Below are 23,766 nucleotides of genomic sequence, written 5' to 3'. Positions count from 1 at the left end.
GGTCGGGCGGTCATTCGGCCGCGATATGGTCAGGGTCCTGGGCCAGACGGGTCTTTTCCAGCGGCCCGGGGGTGATCACCTCGCTGCGCACGGCGAGAAGCGCATAGATGAAGAGCACCGCCCCGATCACCACCGCCACGCCCGAGCCGAAGCGCATCGCGTAGAAGATCCAGAGCTGATCTTGCACATCCATGAAGTTCATCCCCATCACGCGTTGCAGGTGGGTCTGCACCGTGCCCGCGAAGGTCAGCGTGAAGGTCATGAACACCACGCCCCCCGACATCAGCCAGAACGAGGCCATGTTGAGCACCTGGTTATAGGGGTCACGGCCCTTCAGCATCGGCATCGCATAGGTGAAGATCGCGAGGTTGAGGCAGACATAGGCGCCGTAGAAGGCCAGGTGCCCGTGCGAGGCGGTGATCTGGGTGCCATGGGTGTAGAAGTTCACGCCATGGAGCGTATGGAGAAAGCCCCAGACGCCTGCGCCGAAGAAGGCCAGCGTCGCGCAGCCGAGCGACCACAGGAGCGCCGCCTTGTTGGGGTGATCGCGCCGGCCCTTCCAGACCATCACGAAGGCGAAAGCCATCATCGCGAAGAACGGGATCACCTCGAGCGAGGAGAAGATCGAGCCGATCCACTGCCAATAGGCGGGCATGCCGATCCAGTAGTAATGGTGTCCGGTGCCGAGGATCCCCGAAAAGAGCGACAGCGCCACGATGATGTAGAGCCATTTCTCGACGACCTCACGGTCGACGCCGGTGAGCTTGAGCATCAGATAGGCCAGGATCGAGGCCATGATCAGCTCCCACACGCCCTCCACCCACAGGTGCACGACATACCACCAGTATTCCTTGTCGAGCGCGAGGTTCGAGGGGTTGTAGAAGGCGAAGAGGAAGAGCAGCGCCAGCCCCCAAAGCCCGATCAGCAGGATATTGGTGATCGCGGTCTTGCGGCCTTTGAGCACGGTCAGCGTGACGTTGTAGAGGAAGATCAGCGCCGCGACGACGATGCCGGCCTTCACCCACATCGGCTGTTCGAGGAACTCGCGCCCCTCCTTGCCGAGGAAGAAATTGCCATGGAAGAGGTCGAAGACATAGGTCACGACCACGCCCGCGGTGCCGAGCACGAGGATCGCGAGCTGGATATAGGCCAGCATCGGCGAATGGATCTCGCGTTCGCTTTCCTCGGGCACGAGGAAATAGGCCGCGCCGAAGAAGCCGGTGATCAGCCACACGATCAGCGAATTGGTGTGCAACATCCGCAGCACGTTGAACGGCAGAAGCTCGGAGAGGAAATTCGGCTCGATGTAGATATAGCCGAGGATCAGCCCGACGCTGACCTGCACCGCGAAGAGGATCAGCGCCGTGACCATGTAGATCAGCGCGATTTTCTGGGTCTGGTATTTCATGTCCCTTGCTCCTTGCCCTCAGCCCGCGTCATTGGGCGGCCAGCCCTGCGTATCGATCGTGCCGGTCCACAGCAGGAAATCGGCGAGGGCCTGATATTGCTCGTCGGTGAGGTTGAACTGCGGCATCTGGCGGCGGCCTTCGATGCCCGAGGGCATCGCGTCCATCCAGGCCTTGAGCGTGTCCTTGGCGCCGGCATGGTCCTCGGGCTCGATGCCCCAGCGTTTCATGACATTGCCAAGCTCGGGCGCGTAATAGGCGCCCTCGCCGAGGATCGTGTGGCAATCGATACAGGCGTTTTCCTCCCAGATCTTCTTGCCCTGAACGACCGAGGCGGTGAGCGTGGCCTCGTTGGTCGAGGTGCTCTTGATGTAGAGGTGGCTTTGGGCCGAAAGACCCAGGAAGATGATGATGAAGAACAGCGAGCCACCGTAGAAAATGTTACGGGCCATGCTCTTGGTCATGACTTCGCGCATATGCGCTCTCCTTTTCGGAGCGGTTGATCGTGGGGCTCACTTCGCCGGGATGGGGGGCGAAACGCCTTAACGAAAGTCAACCGTGGGTAAAGTTGTCAGGAATTGCCTCAGGCAAGCGCCACGAGCCGCGCGCCGGGGAAGGCGGCGAGCGCCGCCGCGATCGCGGGGCGGTCCATCACGCAGGCCGCGGTCGAGAGCGCATCGGCAAGGGCCGCGCGCGGCGCGGCCACCGCGGCGAGGCGCCAGCGCGGCGCGCCGCCCTGCGGGTCGAGGATATGGGGCGCGGTGCCCGCCGGGCCGATGCGGGTGCCCATGGGCGCCGAGGTGGCGAGCGCCGTGTCGCGCAGATCCTGCGCGCCGATCGCCTCGCCCGCGGGGCCCGCGATCTGCGCGCGCCACGGCCCGCCGCCCGGGCGCGCGCCCGCCGCCACGATCTCGCCCATGTCGATCAGCACATCGCGAAGCCCCGCGCCGCGCAAGAGCGCCGCGATCCGGTCGGCGGCATGGCCCTGGGCGATGCCGTTGAAGGTCAGCGCCATCCCCGGCCGCGCGAGGCGGATCTCGCGCGCCGAGACCTCGACGCCCGCCCAGCCGAGCGCCGCGCGCGCAGGCCCCGGGTCGCGGCCCTCGGCGATGGCGCGCCAGAGCGGTTGCACGCTCGGGTCGAAGGCGCCGCCCGTCGCGGCATGGACCGCGTCCGCGAGGCTGAAGAGCTCAAGGATCTCGGCGCCCGGCCAGGCGAGGCGGCCATCGCGGTTGAGCCGGGTCAGCGCCGAATCGCGGTGCAGCGAGAAGCGCGCCTCGATCCGGGCGAGCTCGGCGTCGACGCGGGCAAAGATCGGGCGCGCGGCATGATCGTCGAGCCCGCTCAGCGTGAGCGTGGCGACCGAGCCCATCGCCACCCCGCGCCAGCGCGCGACGGGGGGCGCGACGGGGGGCGCGGCGCGGCCGGGCAGGGCGGTTGCGCAGGCGCTCAGCGCGAGGAAACGGCGGCGGGTGAGCATGGTCGTCTACTTTGCGACAGCGGGGCGGCGCGCGCCCGGCGGCGGGCCGACCGGCGCGCGCGCCACCGCGCGCGGCCCGAGCAGCACCGGCCCGAGGGCGGCCAGAAAGAGCGCCATCGCCGCGCACCAGAGCGCCGCGGTGACGAGCGTGAGGGGCTCATGCGCGGCGGGCACCGCCCCGGCGAGCCAGCGCGCCGCCGCCGCCGCCGCGACCAGCCCATAGGCCCAGACCACCGGCCGCGGCGCGACCAGCGCGCGCCCGGTGTGGCCAAGGCTCGCGCGGCTCATCACCGCAAGCGTCATGGTGCCGACCGCGCCGATGCCGAGCAGATGCAGCGCCCCGAACCCGTCGCCGAGGCCAAATTCCGCAAGCCCCGTCGCGAGATAGCCCAGCCCGAGCAGCGCCCAGCCCAGATGCAGCGCCCAGAGGATCGGCTGGCGCAGGGCCCAGCGGCTGCGCCAGCCGACAAGCCGCGCCCCTTGCGCCGCCCCCGCGAGAAGCGCCATCGCCCCCGTCACCGGCGCGGGCAGCGCCAGAAGCGTGGCGGCCGCCACCCCGATCGCGGCGGCAATGCCCGCGGCCTCGAGGGGGCGGCGCGAGACCGGCAGGCCGGTCTCCACCCCCTCGCGCAGCATCGCGTTGCGGGTGAAGGCCGGCGTCACCCGCCCGCCGAGCACCGCGATCATCGCGCAGATCGCGTAAAGCCCGACCCGCAGCCCGCGCCCCGCATCGCCCCAGCCGAGCCCGAGCCACTCGGCCTGAACCAGCGCCTCGCCCCCCGCCATCAGCGCGATCAGCCCCAGAAACATCAGGTTCTGCGGCTTTGGCCGTTTGAGAAGCTGGGCGAGGAGTTTCGCGCCGAGCACCGGCAGGAAGGCGAGACTGGCCGCCGCCACGAGCCCCGGCGGCAGCTCGGCCGAGAGCGCGCTCGCGCCGCGCCCGGCCAGCCAGAGCCCCGCCACCGCCGCGATGAAGAGAGAACGCGCGGCGGGCGCGCCGGTCCAGTTCGGCACCGCGGTGAGGAAAAACCCGCCGATCGCCGCGGCGCCATAGCCGAAGATCATCTCATGGCCATGCAGCGTGATCGGCGCGGCCGCGGTGGGCGGCAGCGGCGCCAGATTGGCCAGCCACAGCCCCCACCAGAGCGCCGCGACGAGCCCGAAGCCCGCCGCGGCGAGAAAGAAGATGCGAAAGCCTTCGCCGAAGAGGCGGTTGAGGAGGGTCATGTCGGGTCTCCGGGGGGCGTGGGAACGGGCGCGCGGGCGCGGCGCTTGAGCACCGTGCAGGTGCCTGGGTCGTTGTAGATCACCTGACAGCGCAGGCAGAGCACGCATTCATTGGGGTTGATCCGCCCGAGCGGGTCGATCGCGCCGACCGTGCAGGCGGGCTCGCAGAGCCGACATTCGCGCCCGCATTGGGGGCGGCGCTTGAGCCAGTCGAAGATCTTCAGCTTCGCCGGGATCGCGAGGCCCGCGCCGAGCGGGCACAGGTAGCGGCAATAGAACCGCTCGATGAAGAGCCCCGCGCCGAGGAGCGCCAGCACGAAGAGCCCGAACGGCCAGGCGCGCGCGAAGCGCAGCGAGATCGCGGTCTTGAAGGGCTCGACCTCGGCCAGCCGCAGCGCGTCCTGCATCGAATAGAAGCCGAGCGCCAGAATCGCGACGAAGAGCGTGTATTTGATCACCCAGAGCCGCTCATGGAGCGCCTGCGGCACCGCGATCTGCTTGACGCCGAGGCGCCGGGCGGCGGCGTTGGTGAGCTCCTGCAGCGCGCCGAAGGGGCACAGCCAGCCGCAATAGACCCCGCGCCCCCAGAACAAGAGCCCCAGCGCCACGAAGGCCCAGAGCAGGAAGATCACCGGCTCGATCAGGAAGGTCTCCCAGCGGAACCCGCTCAGCAGCGATTGCACGAAGGCCATCACCTGCACCACCGAGAGCTGGCCGTTGAGCCCCCAGCCGAGCCCGAAAAGCGTGGTCGCGAGAAAGCCCGCGCGCAGCCGCGCCCAGAGCCGCGGGCGGCGCACGATCCAGTCCTGCGCGAAGAGGATCAGCGTCAGCGCGCCCAGCATCGCGGCGGTGAAGGCGGTCTGGGGGCGCTTTTCGCGCCAGATCTCGCGCCAGAGCGGCTCGGGCTCGGGCGGGGGGGCGAGGCGGAAGGCCGCGGGCAGGGTATAGTCGGCGCCGATCACCATCTCGGCCGGGGCGCCGGTGGCGGCGGCGCGGCGCGCGGTGATCTCGAGGCGGAAGGGCCGGGCGGGGTCCACCGCGCCCGCGGGCAGCCGGAACACCGAGATTTCCTTGGCATAGGGCGCGCCGGCGATGGCGAGTTTCTTGATCAGCAGAAAATCCTCGGCGCGCGGGCTGTGGCGGCGCGCGCCTTGCACCACGGTGATGCGCTCGAAGAGGCCCGTGCGTTTCCACTCGGTGCCGCGCGGCGACTGCACGCCCGCCGAGATCACGATCAGCGCGCTTTCGCCCGGGCCGAGCGCGCCCACCGCCTGGGTAAACATCTGTTGGCCGAGCAGGTTCTGCCCGACGGTGGGGGTGTCGATCAGCCCGGCCCAGAGGTCGAGAAAGGGCCCGGGCCCGGGCGGCACCGGCACCGCCGCGCGGCCGAGCGCGGTGGCGGCCTCGGTCATCGTGACATGGGCCTCGGCGAGCGCGCCCATCGCGAGGAGCCCCGGCCAATCGGTGGGGGTATAGCTCAGCCGGTCGATGCCGCCGCCCGCGCCGATCAGCCCGCGCCCGATCGCCAGCGTGCGCGCGCTGCGCAAAATGCCGTCGCGGATCACCCCGGTCGAGACGGTGGCGCGCGCGATCACATCGGGGGCGCCCGCGGCGGGGTCGAGGAGGGCCTCGCGCGGGGCGGTGAGCTCGAGGCCGGCGAACCCCTGCACGAAGCGCGCGATATCGGCCTCGGAGATGCCGAGCGTCAGCACCGGCTCCGAATGGCGCATCAGCCGCGCGCCGGCGATTTTGGCCTGCGGGGTGATCGCCACCAGCACATCGAGCGGGCGCCCCGAATAGCCGACCGAACCCGCAAGCTCCCAGCTCGAGCCGAGATAGCCCAAAAGCGCGCCGGCGCCGTCGCGCGCGGCCCAGCCCGGCACGCCGTCCTCGAGCCGCTCAAGGCGCACCGGCGCGCTTTGGCCAAAGAGCGCGGCGCCGGTCGCGGGGTCGGGGGCGGCGGGGGCGATGGCTCGGGCCGAGACCACCCCGCCCGCCGAGAAGCTCTCCGCGCGGGCAGGCGCCGCCGGGGAGAGCAGCAGCGCCCCGATCAGCGCCGCAAGCAGCGCCGCGCGCGCCCGCGCGCAGGCCCGGGCCGGGCGCCCGACGCGGGGGCGGGCTGGAGAGGGGGTCGATTGCACCATCGCGGGGGTCCGTCCGGGCCAGCAACCGGCCCGCATCGGACATTCGCCGCCCGGTTGTGTCGTCGCATTAACAAAAGTCAAGAATCGTGCTCACGGAACCGTGCATGCTCCGCCTTGCCTCACCAGCGAACGGAGACTTTCCCCGATGACCACGCTAGCCCCCAAAGCCCGCAGGACGCTTCTCGCGAGCGCCGCGCTCGGCCTTGCCCTTGGCGTTTCGATGGCCTGGGCCGAAGACAAGCCGGCCGGCCATGCCGACGGCCCCGCGGCCGCCTATGAGCCCTCGATGACGACGCTTGCCCAGATCAATGTCGAGATCCCCGGCCGCAAGGCCGATGATCCGGTGATGACCCAAGACGAGTATAACGAAGCGAAAACGATTTATTTCCAACGCTGTGCGGGTTGTCACGGGGTGCTGCGCAAAGGCGCGACGGGCAAGCCGCTGACCCCCGATATCACCCGCGAACACGGCTATGACTACCTGCAGAGCTTCATCACCTATGGCTCGCCGGCGGGGATGCCGAACTGGGGCACCTCGGGCGAGCTGACCGAGGCGCAGGTCGACATGATGGCGCGCTATGTGATGCTCGACCCGCCCGCGCCGCCCGAATTCGGCATGCCCGAGATGAAGGAGAGCTGGAAGGTCATCGTCAAGCCCGAGGACCGCCCGACCAAGAAGATGAACGATCTCGATCTCGACAATCTGATGTCGGTGACGCTGCGCGACGCCGGTCAGGTGGCGCTGATCGACGCCAACAGCTACGAGATCAAGACCGTGATCGACACGGGCTATGCGGTGCATATCAGCCGGATCTCGGCCTCGGGGCGCTATCTCTTCGTGATCGGCCGCGACGCCAAGGTCGACATGATCGACCTGTGGATGGAAGTCCCCGCGACGGTGGCCGAAATCAAGGTCGGCTCGGAAGCGCGCTCGATCGAGACCTCGAAATTCGAGGGCTGGGAAGACAAATACGCGATCGCCGGCAGCTACTGGCCGCCGCAATACGTCATCATGGATGGCGAAACGCTCGAGCCGCTGAAGATCGTCTCGACGCGCGGCAACGTCTATGACGAGCAGACCTACCACCCCGAGCCGCGTGTCGCCTCGATCGTGGCCTCGCATTACCACCCCGAGTTCATCGTCAACGTCAAGGAAACCGGCAAGATCCTGATGGTCGATTATACCGACCTGAAGAACCTCAAGACGACCGAGATCGAGGCGGAGCGGTTCCTCCACGACGGCGGCTTCGACAGCACCAAGCGCTATTTCCTGGTGGCGGCGAATGCGCGCGGCAAGGTCGCGGTGGTCGATACCAAGGAAGACAAGCTCGTCGCGCTGATCGAGACCGGCGGCCAGACCCCGCACCCGGGGCGCGGCGCGAATTTCGTGCACCCGGTCTTCGGGCCGGTCTGGGCGACCTCGCACCTGGGCGACGATTCGGTCGCGCTGATCGGCACCGACCCGGAGGGCCACCCCGATCAGGCCTGGAAGCTGGTCGACAGCTTCTTGGCGCTGGGCGGCGGCTCGCTCTTCATCAAGACCCACCCGAGCTCGACCCATCTCTATGTCGATGCGCCGCTCAACCCGGAGGCCGAGGTTTCCGCCTCGGTCGCGGTCTTCGACATCTCGAAGATGACCGGCGACACCGAGACCGACCCGGAATTCACCACCCTGCCGATCGGCGAATGGGCGGGGATCCCGGAGGGCCAGCCGCGCGTCGTGCAGCCGGAGTTCAACAAGGACGGCTCGGAAGTGTGGTTCTCGGTGTGGAACGCCAAGGACAAGCAAAGCGCGATCGTCGTCGTGGATGACAAGACGCTCGAACTGAAGACGGTGATCAAGGACCCGCGCCTGATCACGCCGACGGGCAAGTTCAACGTGCTCAACACCCGCGCCGATACCTATTGATCGGGGCGATGAGACGCGGAGGGGCCTGCGGGCCCTTCCGATCCAGGACTTTCAGGACGGGCGCGAGACAATGACGACAGGCAAGGTATGGCTGGTGGGGGCGGGCCCGGGCGACCCGGAGCTGCTCACGCTCAAGGCGCTGCGCGCGATCGAGGCGGCCGATGTGGTGGTCTACGACCGGCTGGTTTCGGCCGAGGTGATGGCGCTGGTGCCGGCGGGGCGGCGGCGGGTTTCGGTGGGCAAGGCTGCGGGGTTCCATTCGGTGCCGCAAGAGCGCATCAACCGGCTGCTCGTCGATCTGGCGCGCGAGGGGCTGCGGGTGGTGCGCCTCAAGGGCGGCGATCCGCTGATCTTCGGGCGCGGCTCGGAGGAGGCCGAGGAGCTCGCCGCGGCCGGGATCGCGGTCGAATATATCCCCGGCATCACCGCCGCGCAGGGGGCGGCGAGCACGACCGGCGTGCCGCTCACCCATCGCGGGCTCGCCACCGGCGTGCGTTATGTCACCGGCCACCGCGCCCGCGATGCCGCGCTCGATCTCGATTGGCAGAGCCTCGCCGCGCCCGATACCACGCTGGTGATCTACATGGGCGCGGCCAGCATGGCGGTGATCGCGCGCGAGCTGATCGCGCGGGGCCTGCCCGCGGCCACGCCGGCGCTGGCGGTGGCCGCGGCCACCACCCCGCGCGAGCGCCGCCGCCTCGCGCCGCTCGCGCAGATCGCGGCTGCGGCCGAGGGGCTCGAGGCGCCGGTCCTGTTCATCGTCGGGCGCACCGTGTCGCTCGCGCAGGAGGGCGGGCTGCCCTGCGGCGACTGGCCCGAGAGGTTGGGGGCCGCGGCCCATGCCTAGGGCGATGCTCCTCCTCGCGGCGCTTCTGGCCGCGCCGGCCGCGCCGGCCTTCGCGGGCGAGATCGGCCCGGCGCAGGCCGCGCGGCTCAAGCATCTCGTGGCGCAAGATTGCGGCGCCTGCCACGGCATGACCCGCAAGGGCGGGCTCGGCACGCCGCTGACCCGCGCCGCCCTCGAGGGCCAGGACCGCGAGGGCCTTGCCGCGATCATCCTCGACGGGGTGCCGCAAACCGCGATGCCGCCCTGGCGGCCGCTGATGAGCGAGGCCGAGGCCTATTGGATCGCCGATTATCTGCTGGGCGCCGAAGAGATCGGCGCCGAAGAGATGGGGACGGAAGAGAAATGACCAAGTTTGCCGCGCTTTTGCTGGGCTGTTTCCTCGCGGCCCCCGCGCTTGCCGATGATCTGCGCGCCACCGGCGACCTCGGCGTCGTGATCGAGCGCGCCACCGGCTCGGTGCTGGTCATCGACCAATCCGAGCACGCCGCGATCGCGCGGGTCGAGGGGTTCGGCGATCTCTCCCATGCCTCGCTCGTCTTCTCGAGCGACGAGCGCTACGCCTATATCTTCGGCCGCGACGGCGGGCTGACGAAGCTCGACCTGCTCACCCAGAAGATCGTCAACCGCATCGTGCAGGCCGGCAATTCGATCGGCGGCGCGATTTCCGATGACGGCAAGCTGATCGCGGTGGCCAATTACGAGCCCGGCGGCATCAATATCTTCGACGCAGACACGCTCGAGCCGGTCGCGACGGTGCCCGCGGGCGGCAAGGCGCTCGGGCTCGAGGAGGCGCCGGGGCGGCGCTTCCTGTTCTCGGTCTGGGAGACCGGCGAGACGAAACTCGTCGACATGTCCGGCCCCGCGCCCAAGGTCACCACCTTCGCCGATATCGGCGCCGAGCCCTATGACGCGCTGATCACCGAGGACGGGCGCACCTATATCGCGGGGCTTTTCGGCGAGGACGGGCTGAGCGCGATCGACCTCTGGGCGGCCGAGCCCAAACCGCGCAAGATCCTGCCCGGCTATGGCCGTGGGGCGCAGGAGATGCCGGTCTACAAGATGCCCCATCTCGAGGGCTGGGCGGGGGCGGGCGAGCAGATCGTGCTGCCCGCCGTGCACCATTCCGAGGTGCTCTGGATCGACCGCCGCACGCTCGAGGAAACCGGGCGCACCGCGACCCATGGCCAGCCGGTCTTTGCCATGGCGCGGCCCGGCGGGCGGCAGGTCTGGGTGAATTTCGCCCATCCGCTCAACGATACCGTGCAGGTGATCGACACGATGACCCACGAGGTCACCGCCGAGCTCAAGCCCGGCCCGGCGGTTCTGCACATGGAATTCACCGCGCGCGGCACCGAGGCCTGGGTCTCGGTGCGCGATGCCGACAAGGTGGTGATCTACGACACCGAAACCCTCAAACCGATCGGCGAGATCGCGGCGAAGAGCCCCTCGGGGATCTTCTTCACCGCCCGCGCCCACCGCATGGGATTGTAAAGATGCCTCTGTTGACCGATCTCGACGCCCGTATTCTCGACGACTGGCAACGTCATTTCCCGCTGGTGCCCGAGCCTTTCCGGGCGATGGCCGAGGCGCTTGACGTCGATCAGGGGGTGGTTCTGGCGCGGCTGACGCAGCTGCGCGCGACCGGCACGATGGCGCGCGTCGGTGCGACCTGCCGGCCCAATACGGTCGGCGCCTCGAGCCTTGCGGCGATGGCGGTGCCCGATTGGCGCGTCGAGGAGGTGGCGGCGATCATCAGCGCCGAGCCGGGGGTGAACCATTCCTATCTGCGCGAGAATGACTGGAACATCTGGTTCGTGGTCACCGCGCCCGACCTTGCCGAGCGCGACGCGATCGTGGCGCGGATCGAGGCGGCCTCGGGGCTCGAGGTGCTGATGCTGCCGCTCAAGCGCGCCTTCAACATCGATCTGGGCTTTGCGCTGGGCGGCCCGCGCCATGCGCTCTCGCTCGACCGGCCGGCGGATCTGTCGGTGCTCGAGGCGGGCGACCGGGCGCTCTTGCAGGCGCTGACCGACGGGCTCGATCTGGTGGCGCGGCCCTATGCGGCGCTGGGCGCGCGGCTCGGGCTGAGCGAAGCGGCGGTGATCGAGCGGATCGAGACGCTCACCCGCGCGCGGATCATCACCCGGCTGGGCGTGATCGTGCGCCACCGCGCGCTGGGCTGGCGCTCGAACGCGATGGTCGCCTGGAACCTGCCCGATGAGCGGATCGGCGCGGCGGGGCAGGCGCTGGTGCGCCATCCGGGCGTGACGCTCTGCTATGAGCGCGCGCGCCGCCCGAAATGGGATTATCCGCTGTTTTGCATGATCCATGCGCGCTCGCGGCGCGAGGCCTTCGAGGTGCTCGAGGGGGCCGCCGCGCTGCCCGAGCTCGCCGGGGCGAGCAAACAGGTGCTGTTCTCGATCCGTTGTTTCAAACAGACCGGCGCGCTGCTTGCGGGCCCGGGCGCGGCCAGCGGGCTCGCGGCGGAATGAGCCGCGCGGTCCTGCCCGAGGGCGCGCTCGACGCGATCGACCGCGCCGCGATCAACCTGCTCCAGGACGGGGTGGCGATCGGCCCCGCCCCCTTCGCGGCGCCCGCGGCGGCGCTTGGCATCACGGTGCCCGAGCTCCTCGCCCGCATCGCGCGGCTGCGCGAGATCGGCGCGATCACCCGCTTCGGGCCGTTTTTCGACGCCGCGGCGCTCGGCGGGGCGTTTTGCCTGTGCGCGATGGCGGTGCCCGAGGCGCGTTTCGAGGAGGTCATGACTTTGGTCAATGCCCACCCCGAGGTTGCGCATAATTATCAACGCACTCACCGGCTGAACATGTGGTTCGTGCTGGCCGCGGTAGCTCCGGAAGGTATCGAGCAGGTGGCGGGTGAGATCGAGCGGGAAACGGGGATGTGCGTCCTCCGTTTCCCGAAACTCGAGGAGTTTTTCATCGGCTTTCGGGTGACTGCATGAGCCTCGACCCTCTCGACCGTCAGATCATCGCCGCGACCCAGGCGGGGCTGCCGCTGGTGGCCGAGCCCTATGCCGAGATCGCCCGCCAGCTCGGCCGGCCCGAGGCGGAGGTTCTGGCGCGGATGGCGGCGATGCAGGCCGCGGGCGCGATCCGGCGGGTGGCGCTCGCGCCCAACCATTATGCGCTGGGCCAGGTCGCGAATGGCATGTCGGTCTGGGATGTCGAGGACGGCGCGGCCACCCGGCTCGGCGCCGCGGTCGGCGCGCTCGATTTCGTGTCGCATTGCTATCTGCGCCCGCGCGCCGAGGGCTGGCCCTACAACCTCTTCGCCATGATCCATGGCACGACCCGCGCCGAGGTCGAGGCCAAACGCGCCGAGATCGCGGCGCTGCTCGGCTCCGCCTGCCGGGGCTGCGAGATCCTCTATTCCACGCGCATCCTGAAAAAGACCGGGCTGCGCCTTGCCGAGGGCTGAGAGATGTTCCGATTGAGCCAATACATGCGCGAGCTGGTGCACCCCACGCCGGTGCGCCGCCGCGCGGGCGCGGTGAAACCAGTGGTGATCTGGAACCTCACGCGCAGCTGCAACCTGCGCTGCCGGCATTGCTACACGACCTCGGCGGACCGGCCGTTCCCGGGCGAGCTCAGCCATGAGCAGGCGATGGGCGTGCTTGAGGATCTCAAGGCCTTCGGGATCCCGGCGCTGATCTTGTCGGGCGGCGAGCCGCTCTCGCGGTTCGATTTCTTCGAGCTGGCGGAGCGGGCCAAGGCGCTCGGCTTCCGCCATCTCGCGCTCTCGACCAACGGCACGCTGATTACCGCCGAAAACGCCGAGCGGATCGCGGGGCTCGGGTTTGATTACGTCGGCATCTCGCTCGACGGGATCGGCGCGACGAACGATTGGTTCCGCGGCCTCGATGGCGCCTTCGACGCGGCGCTGGGCGGGGTGCGGGCGCTTTTGGCGCGCGGGGTGAAGGTGGGGCTGCGCTTCACCATCACCGAGGATAACGCCGAACAGCTCCCCGCGATGCTCGATCTGTGCGACCGCGAGGGGGTCGACAAGTTCTACCTGTCGCATCTCGTCTATGCCGGGCGCGGCGACAAGAACCGCGGCGAGGATACCGCCCATACCCGCACCCGCAGCGCCCTCGACGAGCTGATCGACCGCGCCTGGGTGGCGGTGGCCGAGGATGCGCCCCTCGAGATCGTCACCGGCAACAACGATGCCGATGCGGTCTACTTCCTGCGCTGGGTCGAGCGGAATTTCCCCGAGAAGGCGGCCCATGTGCGCGCCCATCTCGAGGCCTGGGGCGGCAATTCCTCGGGGCTGGGTGTGGCCAATATCGACCCCCAGGGCCGCGTGCACCCCGATACCTATTGGTCCGATTATACCGTGGGCTCGGTCAAGGAGACGCCGTTTTCCGCGCTCTGGACCGGCGCCGACCCGATGCTCGCCACGCTGCGCACCCGCCCGCGCCCGCTCAAGGGGCGCTGCGGCGCCTGCGCCTATCAGGCGGTCTGCGGCGGCAATACCCGGATCCGCGCGCTGCAGGTCTCGGGCGACCCCTGGGCCGAAGACCCGGCCTGCTACCTCGGCGCGACTGAGATCGGCCTTGACGCCGAAGCTGCGCGCCTGACTGTCACTCCGTTCCGAGGCAAGAGCCATGATCCCGCACATCGTTTCTTCTGATCTTGCGCCGCGCCTGCGGCCGATGTCGCGCCGTGCGTATTTGGGCCAAGAAGAAACCCCGGCGCTTCTTCTTGGAAAAAATACGCATATTCTGCCGGTCGTGCTGGCGCTGATGCTGGGGATGGGCGGGGGCGCGGCGGCGCAGGGGGCGGCTGAAGGGGCGGCGGGCGCCGATGGCGCGGCGCTCTTTGCCGAGAATTGCGCGTCTTGCCACGCCGAGACGCGGCTGGGCGGCACCGGCCCCGCGCTGATCCCCGAGACGCTCGGGCGGATGATGGGCCCCGCGCTCGAGCAGGTGATCGCTGCGGGCCGGCCGGCCACGCAGATGGCGGGGTTTGGCGGCCAGCTCAGCCCTGAGGAGATCGCCGCGGTGGCGGCCTATATCGCGACGCCGCTCACCGAGACCCCGCGCTGGAGCCTCGAGCAGGCCGCGCAGAGCCGCGAGATGAGTGCCGAGTATCGCCCTGCGCCCGCGCCGGTCTTCACCGGCGATCCGATGAACATCACCCTCGTCGTCGAGGCGGGCGATCACCATATCTCGGTGCTCGATGGGGATAGTTTCGAGGTGCTCGACCGGTTTGCCACGCCTTTTGCCGTGCATGGCGGGCCGAAGTTCTCGCCCGACGGGCGGTTCGTCTTTGTCATGTCGCGCGATGGCTGGGTGCAGAAATACGATATCTGGTCGTTGCAGGTGGTGGGCCAGATCCGCGCCGGGCTGAACAGCCGCAACATCGCGATGAGCGCCGATGGCAAGTGGCTCGCGGTGGCCAATTACCTGCCGCAGACGCTCACGATCCTGTCGACCGAGGATCTGAGCGTGGTCAAGGTGCTCGAGGTGGTGGCGCGCGACGGCCGCCCGAGCCGCGTCTCGGCGGTCTATCAGGCGCCCGAGCGGCAGAGCTTCGTGCTCGCGCTGAAGGATGCGCCGGAGATCTGGGAGGTGACCACCGACCCCGAGGGCGGGCCGTTCCACGACGGCTTCGTGCACAGCTACGAGGCCTCGATGGAGGAGAGCCTCGGCGCCGAAAAGGGGCTCTTCGCGCGCCGGCGGATCGCGATCGACGAGCCGCTCGACGATTTCTTCTTCTCGCCCGATTACCGCGACCTGATCGGCACCAACCGTGAGGGCACCAAGGGCGAGGTGATCAACCTCGATGTCGGGCGCAAGATCGCCGAGCTGCCCTTGCCGGGGATGCCGCATCTGGGTTCGGGGATCTCCTGGATGCGCGACGGGCACCGGGTGATGGCGACGCCGCATCTGAAAGAAGGCGTGATCTCGGTCATCGACATGAGCGACTGGCATCTGGTGCAGACCATCGCGATGGACGGGCCGGGGTTCTTCCTGCGCAGCCACGAGGCCTCGCCCTATGTCTGGGCGGATGTGTTCTTCGGCCCGCACAAGGATGAGATGCAGATCATCGACAAGCAGAGCCTCGAGATCGTGCGCCGTCTGGTGCCCGAGCCCGGCAAGCTCTTTGCCCATGCCGAATTCACCCGCGACGGGCGCTATGTCTTCACCTCGCTGATGGAGGACGAGGGCGCGGTGATCATCTATGACGCGCAGACCTTCGAGGAGGTCAAGCGCCTGCCGATGCGCAAACCGATCGGGAAATACAATGTCTGGAACAAGATCACCTTCGATGACGGCACCAGCCACTGATCTGCCGCGGCTCGGGCGGCTCGCGGCGCTGCTTTACCCGTTTTGCGCGGCGGCGGTGGCGATCAATCTCTTCATGCTCGGGCTGATGGGGCAATGGCTCGGCCTGCCCGCGCTCGCGCCGCTCTGGGCGGTGGCGGTCTCGGTGCCGCTCGGGGTGCCGGCGGCCTGGGCGGCGGCGCGCTGGGTGCGCGGGCTGATCGCCGAGGCCGAGCGCTGAGCGCTCAGCCGCCCGCGACGAGCGCGCGCAGATAGGCCGCCTTGCGCGCAAAGACCTTGCCCGCCTCGAACCGCTCGAGCACATGGGCGCGCGCATTTGCGCGGATCGCGGCCACCTCGGCGGGGTGCTCGAAGACCCAGTCGATCATCTCGGCCACCTCGTCGCTCTCGTCCATGTCGACGAGGATCCCGGTCTGCATGTCCTCGATCACCTCGCGCACCGGCGCGGTATGCGAGCCGATCACCAGACAGCCCGCCGCCATCGCCTCAAGCAGCGACCAGGAGGTCACGAAGGGTTCGGTGAAATAGACATGTGCGCTCGAGGCTTGCAGCACGCGCAGATATTCGGCGCGCGGCTTGAGCCCGTGCATGTGCAGTCGCCCGCGGTCGAGATCGAGCGCCTTGAGCGCGCGCTTGCCCCAGCCGTCGTCCTCGGCGAGCCGCGGCCCGTAGGAGACGCTGTCCTGCGCGACGACCAGGGTCTCGAAATCTGCGCGCCGCTTTTGCAAGAGCGCCACCGCGCGCATGAATTGCGGAAAGCCGCGCAGCGGTTCCAGGCCGCGGGTGGCATAGGTCAAGAGCTTCGTGCGGCCGGGCAGGCGCAGCCAGTCGAAGTCGATCCGCGCCTCCGGGTCGGGGCGGTGGAAGCCGCAATCGACCCCGTCGGGCACGATCTCGAGGCGGGCGCGCAGCGCGGGGGGGAAGCGGCTCGCCTGAAAGCCGGTCGGGCACCAATTGCGGTCGGCGCTGTCGAACTCGGCCGAAATCGGCAGGTTTCTCAGGCGGTTGGTCAGCAAAGCCTCAGGCGTCATCGGGCGTTCGCGCTTGCTGCGGTCCCAGTCGACATCGGTGTAATACCATTCGTGATAGGCGATGTAGCGCGTCGCGGGCCAGATTTGCCGCACGGTCAAGCCGATGCCCCAGCCGACATGGGCGAGCACGAGATCGGGGTGGTAGCCCTCGAGCTCGCGCAGCTGGGTGAAGAGCTGGGTGGCGCCGAGCGCGGTCTGGGCGGCGTAATCGAGCGCATAGCGGTAATCGTCGGCGCGCCGCTCATCGGGCGGGGCGGGGAAGCGCAGCGTGCGGATGCCGTCGGCGTCGGTGGTGTCGGAGGGCGCCGGGCCGACATGGGCGAAGGTCACCTGCCAGCCGTTCTGCGCCAGCCAGCGCGCGAAAAACTCGAATTGCGCGGGCTGGTTGCGGTGCAGAAAGAGGATGCGCAGCGGGGCGGTCATGCGGGGGGCTCCGGGGCGGTCTGCGGGGCGCGGCGCAGCTCTTCGAGCAGCGCGGCGGCGAGGCGGGCGGGGGTGGTGGCCTCCGAGATCGGCAGCGCGCCGAGCGAGAGCCCGAGCCGGCGCTCGACATCGAGGCGCAGCTCCATCGCCATCAGCGAGTCGATGCCGTAGCGGCCGAGCGGGCGTTGCGGGTCGAAATCGGCGGGGGGCAGGCGCAAGATCGCACAGAGGATCTCGGCAAGCTCGGCCTCGACGCGCGCGAGCGCGGCGCGCCAATCGAGCGCGCGGATCTCCTCGGCGAGATCGCCCGCGGGGCGGCGCGCGGCCGCGCCCTCGGCGATCACCTGCGCAAAGCGCGCCTGCGCGAGCGCGGGCAGGAGCGGCGCGAGGCCCGGCCAATCGACCGGGGCGAAGAGGTAATCCGCGGGCGCGGGGTCGGGCGCGGGGTCGGTGGCGGCGGTGGGCGCGCCGAGCGCGGCCATCACCTCGGCCACCGCCTGCGCCACCGGCAGAAGCGTCAGCCCCTCCTGGCGCGCGAGCCGCGCCGCGAGGGCGGCGTTGCGCGCCAGCACCCCCGCGCCGCCGATCGCCCCGAGGCTGAGCACCCGCGCGCGCCGCCCCGCGCTCCGCTGCGCCGCCGCCAGCCCCTCGAGCGCGCCATTCGCGGCGGCATAGCCCGCCTGACCGGGGTTGCCGATCCAGGCGGCGATCGAGGAGAGAAAGAGCAGCTGATCGGGCGCCCGGCCGGGGGGGGCGAGCGCGGCCGCGAGCGCCTCGGCCACCTCGATCTTGGCGGCGAGCACCGCGCGGGTCTCGACCGGGTCGAGGTCGCGGATCAGCCGGTCATGGAGCACCATCGCGGCATGGATCACCCCGCCAAGCCGCCCGCCGCCCGCCTCGATCCGCGCGAACAGCGCGCCGAGCGCGGCCGGGTTGCGGGCATCGGCGGCATGGAGGCTGACCTGCGGGGCGGTTTGCGCCCAAAGCCCGTCGGCGCCCGCGGCAAGGCCGGGCTTGCCGCTGCGCGAGACGAGATGCACCCGCGTCACGCCCGCCCCGACCAGCGCGCGCGCGAGCGCCAGCCCGAGCCCGCCGGAGCCGCCAAGGATCACCCAGTCATCGCGGAGCGCGGGCGGGCGCGCGGCGGCGCGGGGCGGGCGGCGCGGGGCGGGGGGTGTGATCACGATCTTGCCGACGTGATGGGCGCCGAGCATGTGGCGGATCGCGCCTGCGAGATCGGCGCCGGGCCAGGGCGTGACGGGCAGCGGTCGGAGCCGCCCCTCCGCCAGCGCCGCGCGCACCGCGCGCAGGCTCTCGCCGACGCCCTCCGGGTCGACCGCGAGGCGGCGGTCGAGGTCGAAGGCGTGGTAGCTCAGCCCGGCGGCAAAGGGCGTCAGATCAAGCCGCGTGGCCTCCAGAAAATCGCGTTTGCCGAGCTCGATGAAGCGGCCGAAGGGGGCCAGGCAGGCGACCGAGGCCTGCATCATCGCGCCCGCGAGGCTGTTGAGCACGATATCGACGCCGCGCCCGTCGGTGGCGGCGCGCACCGCGGTGGCGAACTCCGGGTCGCGGCTGTCGATCGCTACCTCGGCGCCCGCGGCGCGGGCCAGCGCGCGCCGCTCCGGGCTCGAGGCGGAGGCGATGACGCGCGCCCCTTGCGCCCGCGCGAGCTGGATCGCGGCGAGGCCGAGCCCGCCCGCGCCGCCGTGGATCAGCACCCTGTCCCCCGGCGCAAGCCGCGCAACCCGCACCAGCGCCTCCCAGGCGGTCACGAAAGCCACCGGAAGGCCGGCGCCGGCGCTGGGCGCGAGCCCCTCGGGCAGCGTGATGAGCGCCGCCTCGGGCAGCGTCAGATGGCTGGCGAAGGCCTCGGCGGCGAAGCCCGCGACCCAGGTTCCGGGCCTGAGCGCGGTGCCCGGCCCCGCGCGCAGCACCCGGCCCGCGCATTCCATCCCGAGCCCGGCGCGCGAGGCCCCGCCCTCGAGCAGCCGCTCCGGCAAGAGCCCGCGCGCGAGCATCGCATCGCGGAAGTTCAGCCCCGTCGCCGCGACCGCGATCTCGACCTCGCCGACGCCCGGTTTGCGCCGCTTGTGCGCGCGCCAGCGCAGCGAGGCGAGCCCGCCCGGCCCGCCCTCCTCGAGCCGCAGGGCCGGCGCGGGCGGCGCGGCGGCGGCGAGGCAGGGCAGCACGCGGGCGCCGCGCAGCCCCGCCGCGGTGCAGCGCACGACCGGCTCCTCGGCGCTGAGCGCAAAGAGCGCGGGCCAGTCCGGCGCGCCCTGTGCGGCCACCGCGATCAGCCGGGTTTCGGCGCCCGGCGCCTCGTTGGTGCGCGTCGCGGCGGCGGCGGCAAGGCCGCGCGTCAGGGCCTCGAAGCGCGCGGTCGGGGCCTCCTCCAGCGCCACGATGGTGAGCGCGTCGAGCCCCTCGAGCGCGGCGCGGCGCAGCGTCATCAACATCTCGGCGAGGCGGTCGGTGAGGCTGTCGCCGGGGCCGAAGCGGCACAGGATCAGCGCGCGCGCGGCGGGGCTGTCGCTCAAGGTCAGCCCGGCGGGCAGCGGCCCGGGCGCGGCGCCGTAAAGGCGCAGCTCCGGCAAGGGCAGGGGCAAGGGCGGGGGGGCGGCCTCGGCGGCGGGGGCGATCTGGGCCTCAACGGCGAGGGGCAGCGGGCCCGAGAGGTCATGGAGCGCGGTCTCGGCCGGCCCGTCGCCGCCCGGAGCGGTGATCGCGAGGGTGAGCGTGGCGCGGGGCGGCGCGGCGAGGGGCGGCGCGCAGACCCGCAGGCACAGATCCACCGCCCCGCGCGGCGGCGCGTCGATCACCAGCGCCGCGAGTGGCGGCGGCAGGGCGCGGCGCAGCGCCGCCCGGGCCTCGGGCTCGGGGTGGGTCAGGTGCAGCGCATCGATCCGCGGGTCGCTCAGCAGCCGCGCAAGGAGCGCGTCGGGCGGCAGCCCGATGAGCAGCACCGCGCAGCGCTCGAGCGGGCGGCCGCGCGCGCAAAGGTCATCGAGCAGCCGCTCGGCGAGCGCCCAGCCCTGCCGCGTGGTCAGCGCCCGCCGCGCGACCTCGGGCAAGAGCGCGCCGCGATACGCCGCAAGCGCGAGGCGCGCGTCATCGGCGAGATCGGGAGCGGTGGCGAGCAGATCGGCGAGCGCGGGGCCCGGGTCCGCCCCGGCCTCGAGCGCGGCGCGAAGCCCCGCAAAGGCGGTCTCGGCGGGCCCCCGGGCGGCGGGGCGGGGCGCAAGGCCGAGCCGCGCGAGCGCCGTGGCCGGGCGCGCCCAGCCGCGCGGCAGGGCGCGCGGCGCGCCGGGGGCGCGCAGGCGGATCTCGCGCTCCTCCCAGCGGCTGGGCGCGATCGCGGGGGCGGTGATCTGCGCCAGCGCGAAGTCGACCGCCTCGAGCCGGGCGATCGGCGCGCCGGCGTCATCGTCGAGCCACAGATCGGCCTCGACCCCGCGCCGCCGCAGCCGGGTGATCTTGAGCCGCAGCCGCGCGGGCGCCGCGCCCGGGCGCCACAGCGTCAGCCGCCCGATCCGCACCGGGATCAGCGCGGCCCCCGCCGCGAGCGCCCGCGCGAGGCCCTCGGGCTTGCCAAACGCCCCGCCAAGCGCCCCGCCGCGCGCCTCGACGAGCGCGGCCAGCGCATGGAAGGCGGCGTCGAGCGCGGTCGGGTCGAGGGTGAACCGCGCCCCCTCGGGCGCGGCGGCGAGGGCGCCGGTGATCTCCGTCCGGCCGTGCAGCGAGACCCGCGCGAGGCGCTGGAAGGCGGGGCCATAGGCGAGCCCACGCGCCGCGAGCCCGGCGTAGAGCGCGCCGGTCTCGACGCCGGTTTCGGTCTGAGCGCGCGGGCGGCGAGGGGGCGCCGGCGGCGGGCTCGCGGCGCGCGACAGGGTGCCGCGGGCGAGCAAGATCCAGTCGGTCTGGCTCAGCCGCGGGCGCATCTCGAGGCTCAGCGCGCCGCTTTGCGGCTCGATCCGGGTGCGCAGCCGCAGCCCCTCGCCCGCGACCTCGGCCTTGTGGAGCAGGTCGAACCCCTCGAGCCGCAGCGCGCTCTCGGGCCAGAGCTCGGCCGCCGCGGCGAGCGCAATCTCGGCCAGCGCGGCGGCGGGCAGAACCTGCTGCGCGCCGAGCCGGTGATCGGCGAGCCAGGCGGGGGCGGTGGGGGTGATGTCGGTGGTCCAGACCGGCAGCTCGCGGTCGGGGCGGCGCCCGGCGAGGCCGCGCGGGCCGCTCTCGCCCCAGCTGTCGAGCGCATCGGCCGAGAGCGGCGGGTAATGATCGGCGAGCTCCCAGGGGTAATCGGGCAGCTCCGGCGGGGGCGCGCCCGGGGCCAGATCGAGGCGCCCGGCGAGGCGCGCGCGGTCGATGCCGAGGCCGGCGACCCAGGCGCGCGCCACCACCGCGCCGGGTGGGGAGGCGGGCGTCGCGGCGCCGAGGGAGGCCGCCGTCGCGGCGGGGGGCTCGGCTGGCGTGGACGGGGAGGGCGCGAAATGCGCCACCGGCAGGCCGCCGAGCTGGGCGATGTCGCGCAGCGCGCGCCCGAGGATCGGGCGGGGCGAGATTTCCACCGCCTGCACCGGCCCCTCGGCCGCGAGCGCCGCCACCGCATCGGCAAAGCGCACCGGGTCGCGGGTGTTTTTCCACAGATAATCGGCATCGGCCTCGCCCGGGCGCAGCATCCGCCCGACCGCGGCCCCGGCGACGGGCAGGCGCGCGGGGGCGAAGGCGAGCCCGGCGAGATCCTCGAGGAAGCGCGCGCGCAGCGGCTCGAGCGCGGGGCTGTGGTAGGGCACTTCGAGGCCGAGCCGCACCAGCGCGATCGGGCGCCCGCCGACGGTGACGCGGGCGAGCCGTTCGATCGCCTCGGCGGGGCCCGAGACGGTCACCGAGCGCGGCGAGTTCACGGTGGCGATCACCAGCCGGTCATCGCCGAGCCCGGCCAGCGCGCGCCGCGCCTCGGCCTCGCCGAGCGCGAGGGTGGCCATCGTGCCGGTGCCGCGCAGCGCCTCGAAGGCGCGCGAGCGGCTGGCGACGACGCGGGCAAGCCCGGCGCGGCTGAGCACGCCCGCGACATGGAGCGCGCTCAGTTCGCCCACCGAATGGCCGACCACCGCCTCGGGGGCGAGGCCCGCCGCGATCAGGCTCTCGGCCTGAGCGATCTGGCAGGCGACGAGCAGCGGCTGCGCGACGAGGGGGCTTGCGAGGCGGGTCTGCAGATCGGGGGCGTCGAGCAGGCGGGCGAGATCGGCCACGCCCTCGGCGGCGAAGGCGGCGGCGATCGCGTCGAAGGCGGCGCGGAAGGCCGGGTCGGCGGCATAGGCGGCGCGGCCCATCCCGGCGCTTTGCGCGCCATTGCCGGAGAAGGCGAAGACGGTGCGCGCGCAGGCAAAGGCGGCCTTGCCGAGGAGCGCGGGCGTGGGGCGGCCGGCGGCGTGATCTTCGAGCGCGGCGGGCGCGGTTGCGAGCGGCACGGCGAGGCGATGGGCAAATTCGGAGCGCCGTGCGGCGGCGGCGGCGAGCGGCGCGCGCTCGGCGGGGGAGAGCGGCGCGAGGCGCTCGGCCCAGGCCGCGGCGAGGCGGGCGAGGCTTGGCGCGGAGGCGGCCGAGAGGAGCAGCCAGGGGGCGGGTTCGGGCGCCGGTGGGGCGAGCGGCGCGGCCGCGGGGCGGGCGGTGGCCGGACGGGCGGCGGGGCGGGGCGCGGGCGCGAGGCTCTCGATCAGCGCGACCGCATTCGTGCCGCCAAAGCCGAAGGCATTGACCCCCGCCAGCCGCGCGCCCGGCGCAAGCGGGCGGAGCGCGGTATTGACCGAGAGATTGAGCGCCTCGAAATCGATCGCGGGGTTGGGGGTGGTGAAATGCAGCGAGGCGGGCAGCGCGCCGCGCTCAAGCGCGAGCACCGCCTTGACGAGCCCGACAAGCCCGGCGGCGGGCTCGGCATGGCCGAAATTGGTCTTGGCCGAGCCGATCCTGAGCGGCGCGCGGCGCAGCGTGGCCAGCGCCGCGCCGAGCGAGCGCGCCTCGGCCGGGTCGCCCACCGCGGTGCCGGTGCCATGGGCCTCGTAGAAGGCGAAATCCTCCGGGTCGCGCCCGGAGGCCTCGAGGACCGCCTCGATCAGCGCCTGTTGGCGGGGGGCGGAGGGCACGGCGAGCGGGGCGCTGGCGCCATCGGTGTTGACGCCGGTGGCCAGGAGCCGCGCGCGCAGCCGCGGCGCGAGGCGCGCGGCGATCTCGGGGCGCATCAGCACCACCGCGATCGCCGCCTCGGAGCGCACATAGCCGTCGGCCGCGGCATCGAAGGCGTGGCAGGTGCCGGTCGGGCTCAGCATCCGCGCCTGCGAGAAGCCGACGAAGCCGCCCGGGGTGCGGATCGCATGGACGCCGCCGACCACCGCGATATCGAGCTCGCCCCGCCGCAGCGCGCCCGCCGCCGTGTCGAGCGCGGTCAGCGCCGAGGAGCAGGCGGTGTCGATCACCTGGCTCGGGCCGCGGAAATCAAAACAGGCCGAGACCCGGTTGGCGAGGATCGAGAGCGTGTTGCCCAGCGTGAAGGTGGAGCCGCCGCGCGCCGGGTCATTGTAGAAGAGCGAGAGATTCTCGACGAGCGAGGCGCCGATGAACACCCCCGTGCGCGGCCCCGCCAGCGCGGCCATGTCGAGCCCCGCATCATCGACCGCCTCGCGCACCACCATCAGCATCTGGCGCTGTTGGGGGTCCATTTCGGCGGCCTCGCGCGGGCTGATGCCGAAGGCGCCGGGGTCGAAGCGCCACAGATCCTCGATCTGGCCCGCGGCGAAGGTCACGGTCTTGCCGCGCCGGCCGGGCACTGGGTCGAGGTAGAGCGCGGGGTCGAAGCTGCGCGCGATGACCTCGCCCACCGTGCAGCGCCCCTCGGCCAGCACCCGCCAGGCGCCGGCCAGCCCGCGCGCGCCGGGCAGGCGCAGGCCGATGCCGGTGATCAGCGGGGCGGTCTCGTCGCGCGCGGTCATGGTGTC

17 protein-coding genes are annotated in these 23,766 nt (G+C 71.8%); 10 read left to right on the top strand and 7 right to left on the bottom strand.

Annotation, left to right across the window (positions count from 1 at the left end):
• Positions 1-10: 10 nt before the first annotated feature.
• The 5 genes from LPB142_RS12545 to LPB142_RS12525 all read right to left on the bottom strand — a co-directional run bounded on the left by LPB142_RS12545 (position 11) and on the right by LPB142_RS12525 (position 6,257).
• Positions 11-1,408: a cbb3-type cytochrome c oxidase subunit I gene (locus tag LPB142_RS12545; protein WP_068765725.1), complete on the bottom strand. Its 1,398-nt coding sequence runs from the start codon at positions 1,406-1,408 to the stop codon at positions 11-13.
• A gap of 18 nt (positions 1,409-1,426) precedes the next feature.
• Entirely contained in the window at positions 1,427-1,882 is a 456-nt protein-coding gene (locus LPB142_RS12540; RefSeq protein WP_068765726.1) for a c-type cytochrome, read from the bottom strand.
• 107 nt (positions 1,883-1,989) lie between these two features.
• Complete coding sequence (locus LPB142_RS12535) at positions 1,990-2,886, bottom strand: FAD:protein FMN transferase (protein WP_071166586.1); 897 nt, start codon at positions 2,884-2,886, stop codon at positions 1,990-1,992.
• 6 nt (positions 2,887-2,892) lie between these two features.
• The gene (locus tag LPB142_RS12530; RefSeq protein ID WP_071166585.1) at positions 2,893-4,113 is read right to left on the bottom strand and encodes an NnrS family protein; all 1,221 of its coding nucleotides are present in this window, start codon (positions 4,111-4,113) and stop codon (positions 2,893-2,895) included.
• A complete protein-coding gene (locus LPB142_RS12525; RefSeq protein WP_083392687.1) occupies positions 4,110-6,257 on the bottom strand; it encodes a NosR/NirI family protein in 2,148 nt (715 codons plus the stop codon). Before LPB142_RS12525 ends, LPB142_RS12530 begins: the two co-directional genes overlap by 4 nt.
• Positions 6,258-6,402: 145 nt before the next feature.
• Here LPB142_RS12525 and LPB142_RS12520 point away from each other — a divergent pair, with 145 nt between their 5' ends.
• From LPB142_RS12520 to LPB142_RS12475, 10 genes are all read left to right on the top strand, one after another.
• Positions 6,403-8,166, top strand: coding sequence for a cytochrome D1 domain-containing protein (locus tag LPB142_RS12520; protein ID WP_071166584.1), 1,764 nt, complete (start codon positions 6,403-6,405; stop codon positions 8,164-8,166).
• Between the two features lie 70 nt (positions 8,167-8,236).
• Positions 8,237-9,013 (top strand): uroporphyrinogen-III C-methyltransferase, encoded by a 777-nt coding sequence (gene cobA / locus LPB142_RS12515; protein ID WP_071166583.1) that lies wholly within the window; start codon positions 8,237-8,239, stop codon positions 9,011-9,013.
• Between the two features lie 4 nt (positions 9,014-9,017).
• Positions 9,018-9,359 (top strand): c-type cytochrome, encoded by a 342-nt coding sequence (locus LPB142_RS12510; RefSeq protein WP_232230892.1) that lies wholly within the window; start codon positions 9,018-9,020, stop codon positions 9,357-9,359.
• Positions 9,356-10,504: a cytochrome D1 domain-containing protein gene (locus tag LPB142_RS12505; protein ID WP_068765731.1), complete on the top strand. Its 1,149-nt coding sequence runs from the start codon at positions 9,356-9,358 to the stop codon at positions 10,502-10,504. Before LPB142_RS12510 ends, LPB142_RS12505 begins: the two co-directional genes overlap by 4 nt.
• Positions 10,505-10,506: 2 nt before the next feature.
• Positions 10,507-11,505, top strand: a complete 999-nt coding sequence (gene ahbB, locus LPB142_RS12500) for a siroheme decarboxylase subunit beta (protein WP_071166581.1) — start codon at positions 10,507-10,509, stop codon at positions 11,503-11,505.
• Positions 11,502-11,975 carry an Lrp/AsnC family transcriptional regulator gene (locus LPB142_RS12495; protein ID WP_071166580.1) on the top strand — a complete coding sequence of 158 codons (474 nt, stop codon included), beginning with the start codon at positions 11,502-11,504 and terminating at the stop codon, positions 11,973-11,975. The genes ahbB (LPB142_RS12500) and LPB142_RS12495 overlap by 4 nt, the downstream gene beginning before the upstream one ends.
• Positions 11,972-12,451, top strand: coding sequence for a siroheme decarboxylase subunit beta (gene ahbB / locus LPB142_RS12490; RefSeq protein WP_068765734.1), 480 nt, complete (start codon positions 11,972-11,974; stop codon positions 12,449-12,451). Before LPB142_RS12495 ends, ahbB (LPB142_RS12490) begins: the two co-directional genes overlap by 4 nt.
• Positions 12,452-12,454: 3 nt before the next feature.
• Positions 12,455-13,666, top strand: a complete 1,212-nt coding sequence (gene nirJ / locus LPB142_RS12485; protein WP_071166579.1) for a heme d1 biosynthesis radical SAM protein NirJ — start codon at positions 12,455-12,457, stop codon at positions 13,664-13,666.
• Positions 13,667-13,778: 112 nt separating this feature from the next.
• Entirely contained in the window at positions 13,779-15,326 is a 1,548-nt protein-coding gene (locus tag LPB142_RS12480; protein ID WP_071167250.1) for a nitrite reductase, read from the top strand.
• Complete coding sequence (locus LPB142_RS12475) at positions 15,307-15,543, top strand: hypothetical protein (protein WP_232230891.1); 237 nt, start codon at positions 15,307-15,309, stop codon at positions 15,541-15,543. Before LPB142_RS12480 ends, LPB142_RS12475 begins: the two co-directional genes overlap by 20 nt.
• A gap of 4 nt (positions 15,544-15,547) precedes the next feature.
• On the opposite strand, the gene LPB142_RS12470 is transcribed toward LPB142_RS12475, so the two are convergent.
• Both LPB142_RS12470 and LPB142_RS12465 read right to left on the bottom strand, forming a co-directional pair.
• Positions 15,548-16,777 carry a glycosyltransferase gene (locus tag LPB142_RS12470; RefSeq protein ID WP_083392686.1) on the bottom strand — a complete coding sequence of 410 codons (1,230 nt, stop codon included), beginning with the start codon at positions 16,775-16,777 and terminating at the stop codon, positions 15,548-15,550.
• Complete coding sequence (locus LPB142_RS12465; RefSeq protein ID WP_071166577.1) at positions 16,774-23,760, bottom strand: type I polyketide synthase; 6,987 nt, start codon at positions 23,758-23,760, stop codon at positions 16,774-16,776. Before LPB142_RS12465 ends, LPB142_RS12470 begins: the two co-directional genes overlap by 4 nt.
• Positions 23,761-23,766 lie beyond the last annotated feature (6 nt).

This window comes from Rhodobacter xanthinilyticus (assembly GCF_001856665.1).
Classification (GTDB): domain Bacteria; phylum Pseudomonadota; class Alphaproteobacteria; order Rhodobacterales; family Rhodobacteraceae; genus Rhodobacter; species Rhodobacter xanthinilyticus.
This window is presented reverse-complemented; position numbering and strand designations above follow the sequence as displayed.

What these genes read in the sequence shown, in the direction of transcription:
- LPB142_RS12545 (WP_068765725.1), bottom strand. Translation starts at nt 1,408, where the DNA reads ATGAAATACCAGACCCAGAAAATCGCGCTGATCTACATGGTCACGGCG.
- LPB142_RS12540 (WP_068765726.1), bottom strand. Translation starts at nt 1,882, where the DNA reads ATGCGCGAAGTCATGACCAAGAGCATGGCCCGTAACATTTTCTACGGT.
- LPB142_RS12535 (WP_071166586.1), bottom strand. Translation starts at nt 2,886, where the DNA reads ATGCTCACCCGCCGCCGTTTCCTCGCGCTGAGCGCCTGCGCAACCGCC.
- LPB142_RS12530 (WP_071166585.1), bottom strand. Translation starts at nt 4,113, where the DNA reads ATGACCCTCCTCAACCGCCTCTTCGGCGAAGGCTTTCGCATCTTCTTT.
- LPB142_RS12525 (WP_083392687.1), bottom strand. Translation starts at nt 6,257, where the DNA reads ATGGTGCAATCGACCCCCTCTCCAGCCCGCCCCCGCGTCGGGCGCCCG.
- LPB142_RS12520 (WP_071166584.1), top strand. Translation starts at nt 6,403, where the DNA reads ATGACCACGCTAGCCCCCAAAGCCCGCAGGACGCTTCTCGCGAGCGCC.
- cobA (WP_071166583.1), top strand. Translation starts at nt 8,237, where the DNA reads ATGACGACAGGCAAGGTATGGCTGGTGGGGGCGGGCCCGGGCGACCCG.
- LPB142_RS12510 (WP_232230892.1), top strand. Translation starts at nt 9,018, where the DNA reads ATGCTCCTCCTCGCGGCGCTTCTGGCCGCGCCGGCCGCGCCGGCCTTC.
- LPB142_RS12505 (WP_068765731.1), top strand. Translation starts at nt 9,356, where the DNA reads ATGACCAAGTTTGCCGCGCTTTTGCTGGGCTGTTTCCTCGCGGCCCCC.
- ahbB (WP_071166581.1), top strand. Translation starts at nt 10,507, where the DNA reads ATGCCTCTGTTGACCGATCTCGACGCCCGTATTCTCGACGACTGGCAA.
- LPB142_RS12495 (WP_071166580.1), top strand. Translation starts at nt 11,502, where the DNA reads ATGAGCCGCGCGGTCCTGCCCGAGGGCGCGCTCGACGCGATCGACCGC.
- ahbB (WP_068765734.1), top strand. Translation starts at nt 11,972, where the DNA reads ATGAGCCTCGACCCTCTCGACCGTCAGATCATCGCCGCGACCCAGGCG.
- nirJ (WP_071166579.1), top strand. Translation starts at nt 12,455, where the DNA reads ATGTTCCGATTGAGCCAATACATGCGCGAGCTGGTGCACCCCACGCCG.
- LPB142_RS12480 (WP_071167250.1), top strand. Translation starts at nt 13,779, where the DNA reads ATGCTGGGGATGGGCGGGGGCGCGGCGGCGCAGGGGGCGGCTGAAGGG.
- LPB142_RS12475 (WP_232230891.1), top strand. Translation starts at nt 15,307, where the DNA reads ATGACGGCACCAGCCACTGATCTGCCGCGGCTCGGGCGGCTCGCGGCG.
- LPB142_RS12470 (WP_083392686.1), bottom strand. Translation starts at nt 16,777, where the DNA reads ATGACCGCCCCGCTGCGCATCCTCTTTCTGCACCGCAACCAGCCCGCG.
- LPB142_RS12465 (WP_071166577.1), bottom strand. Translation starts at nt 23,760, where the DNA reads ATGACCGCGCGCGACGAGACCGCCCCGCTGATCACCGGCATCGGCCTG.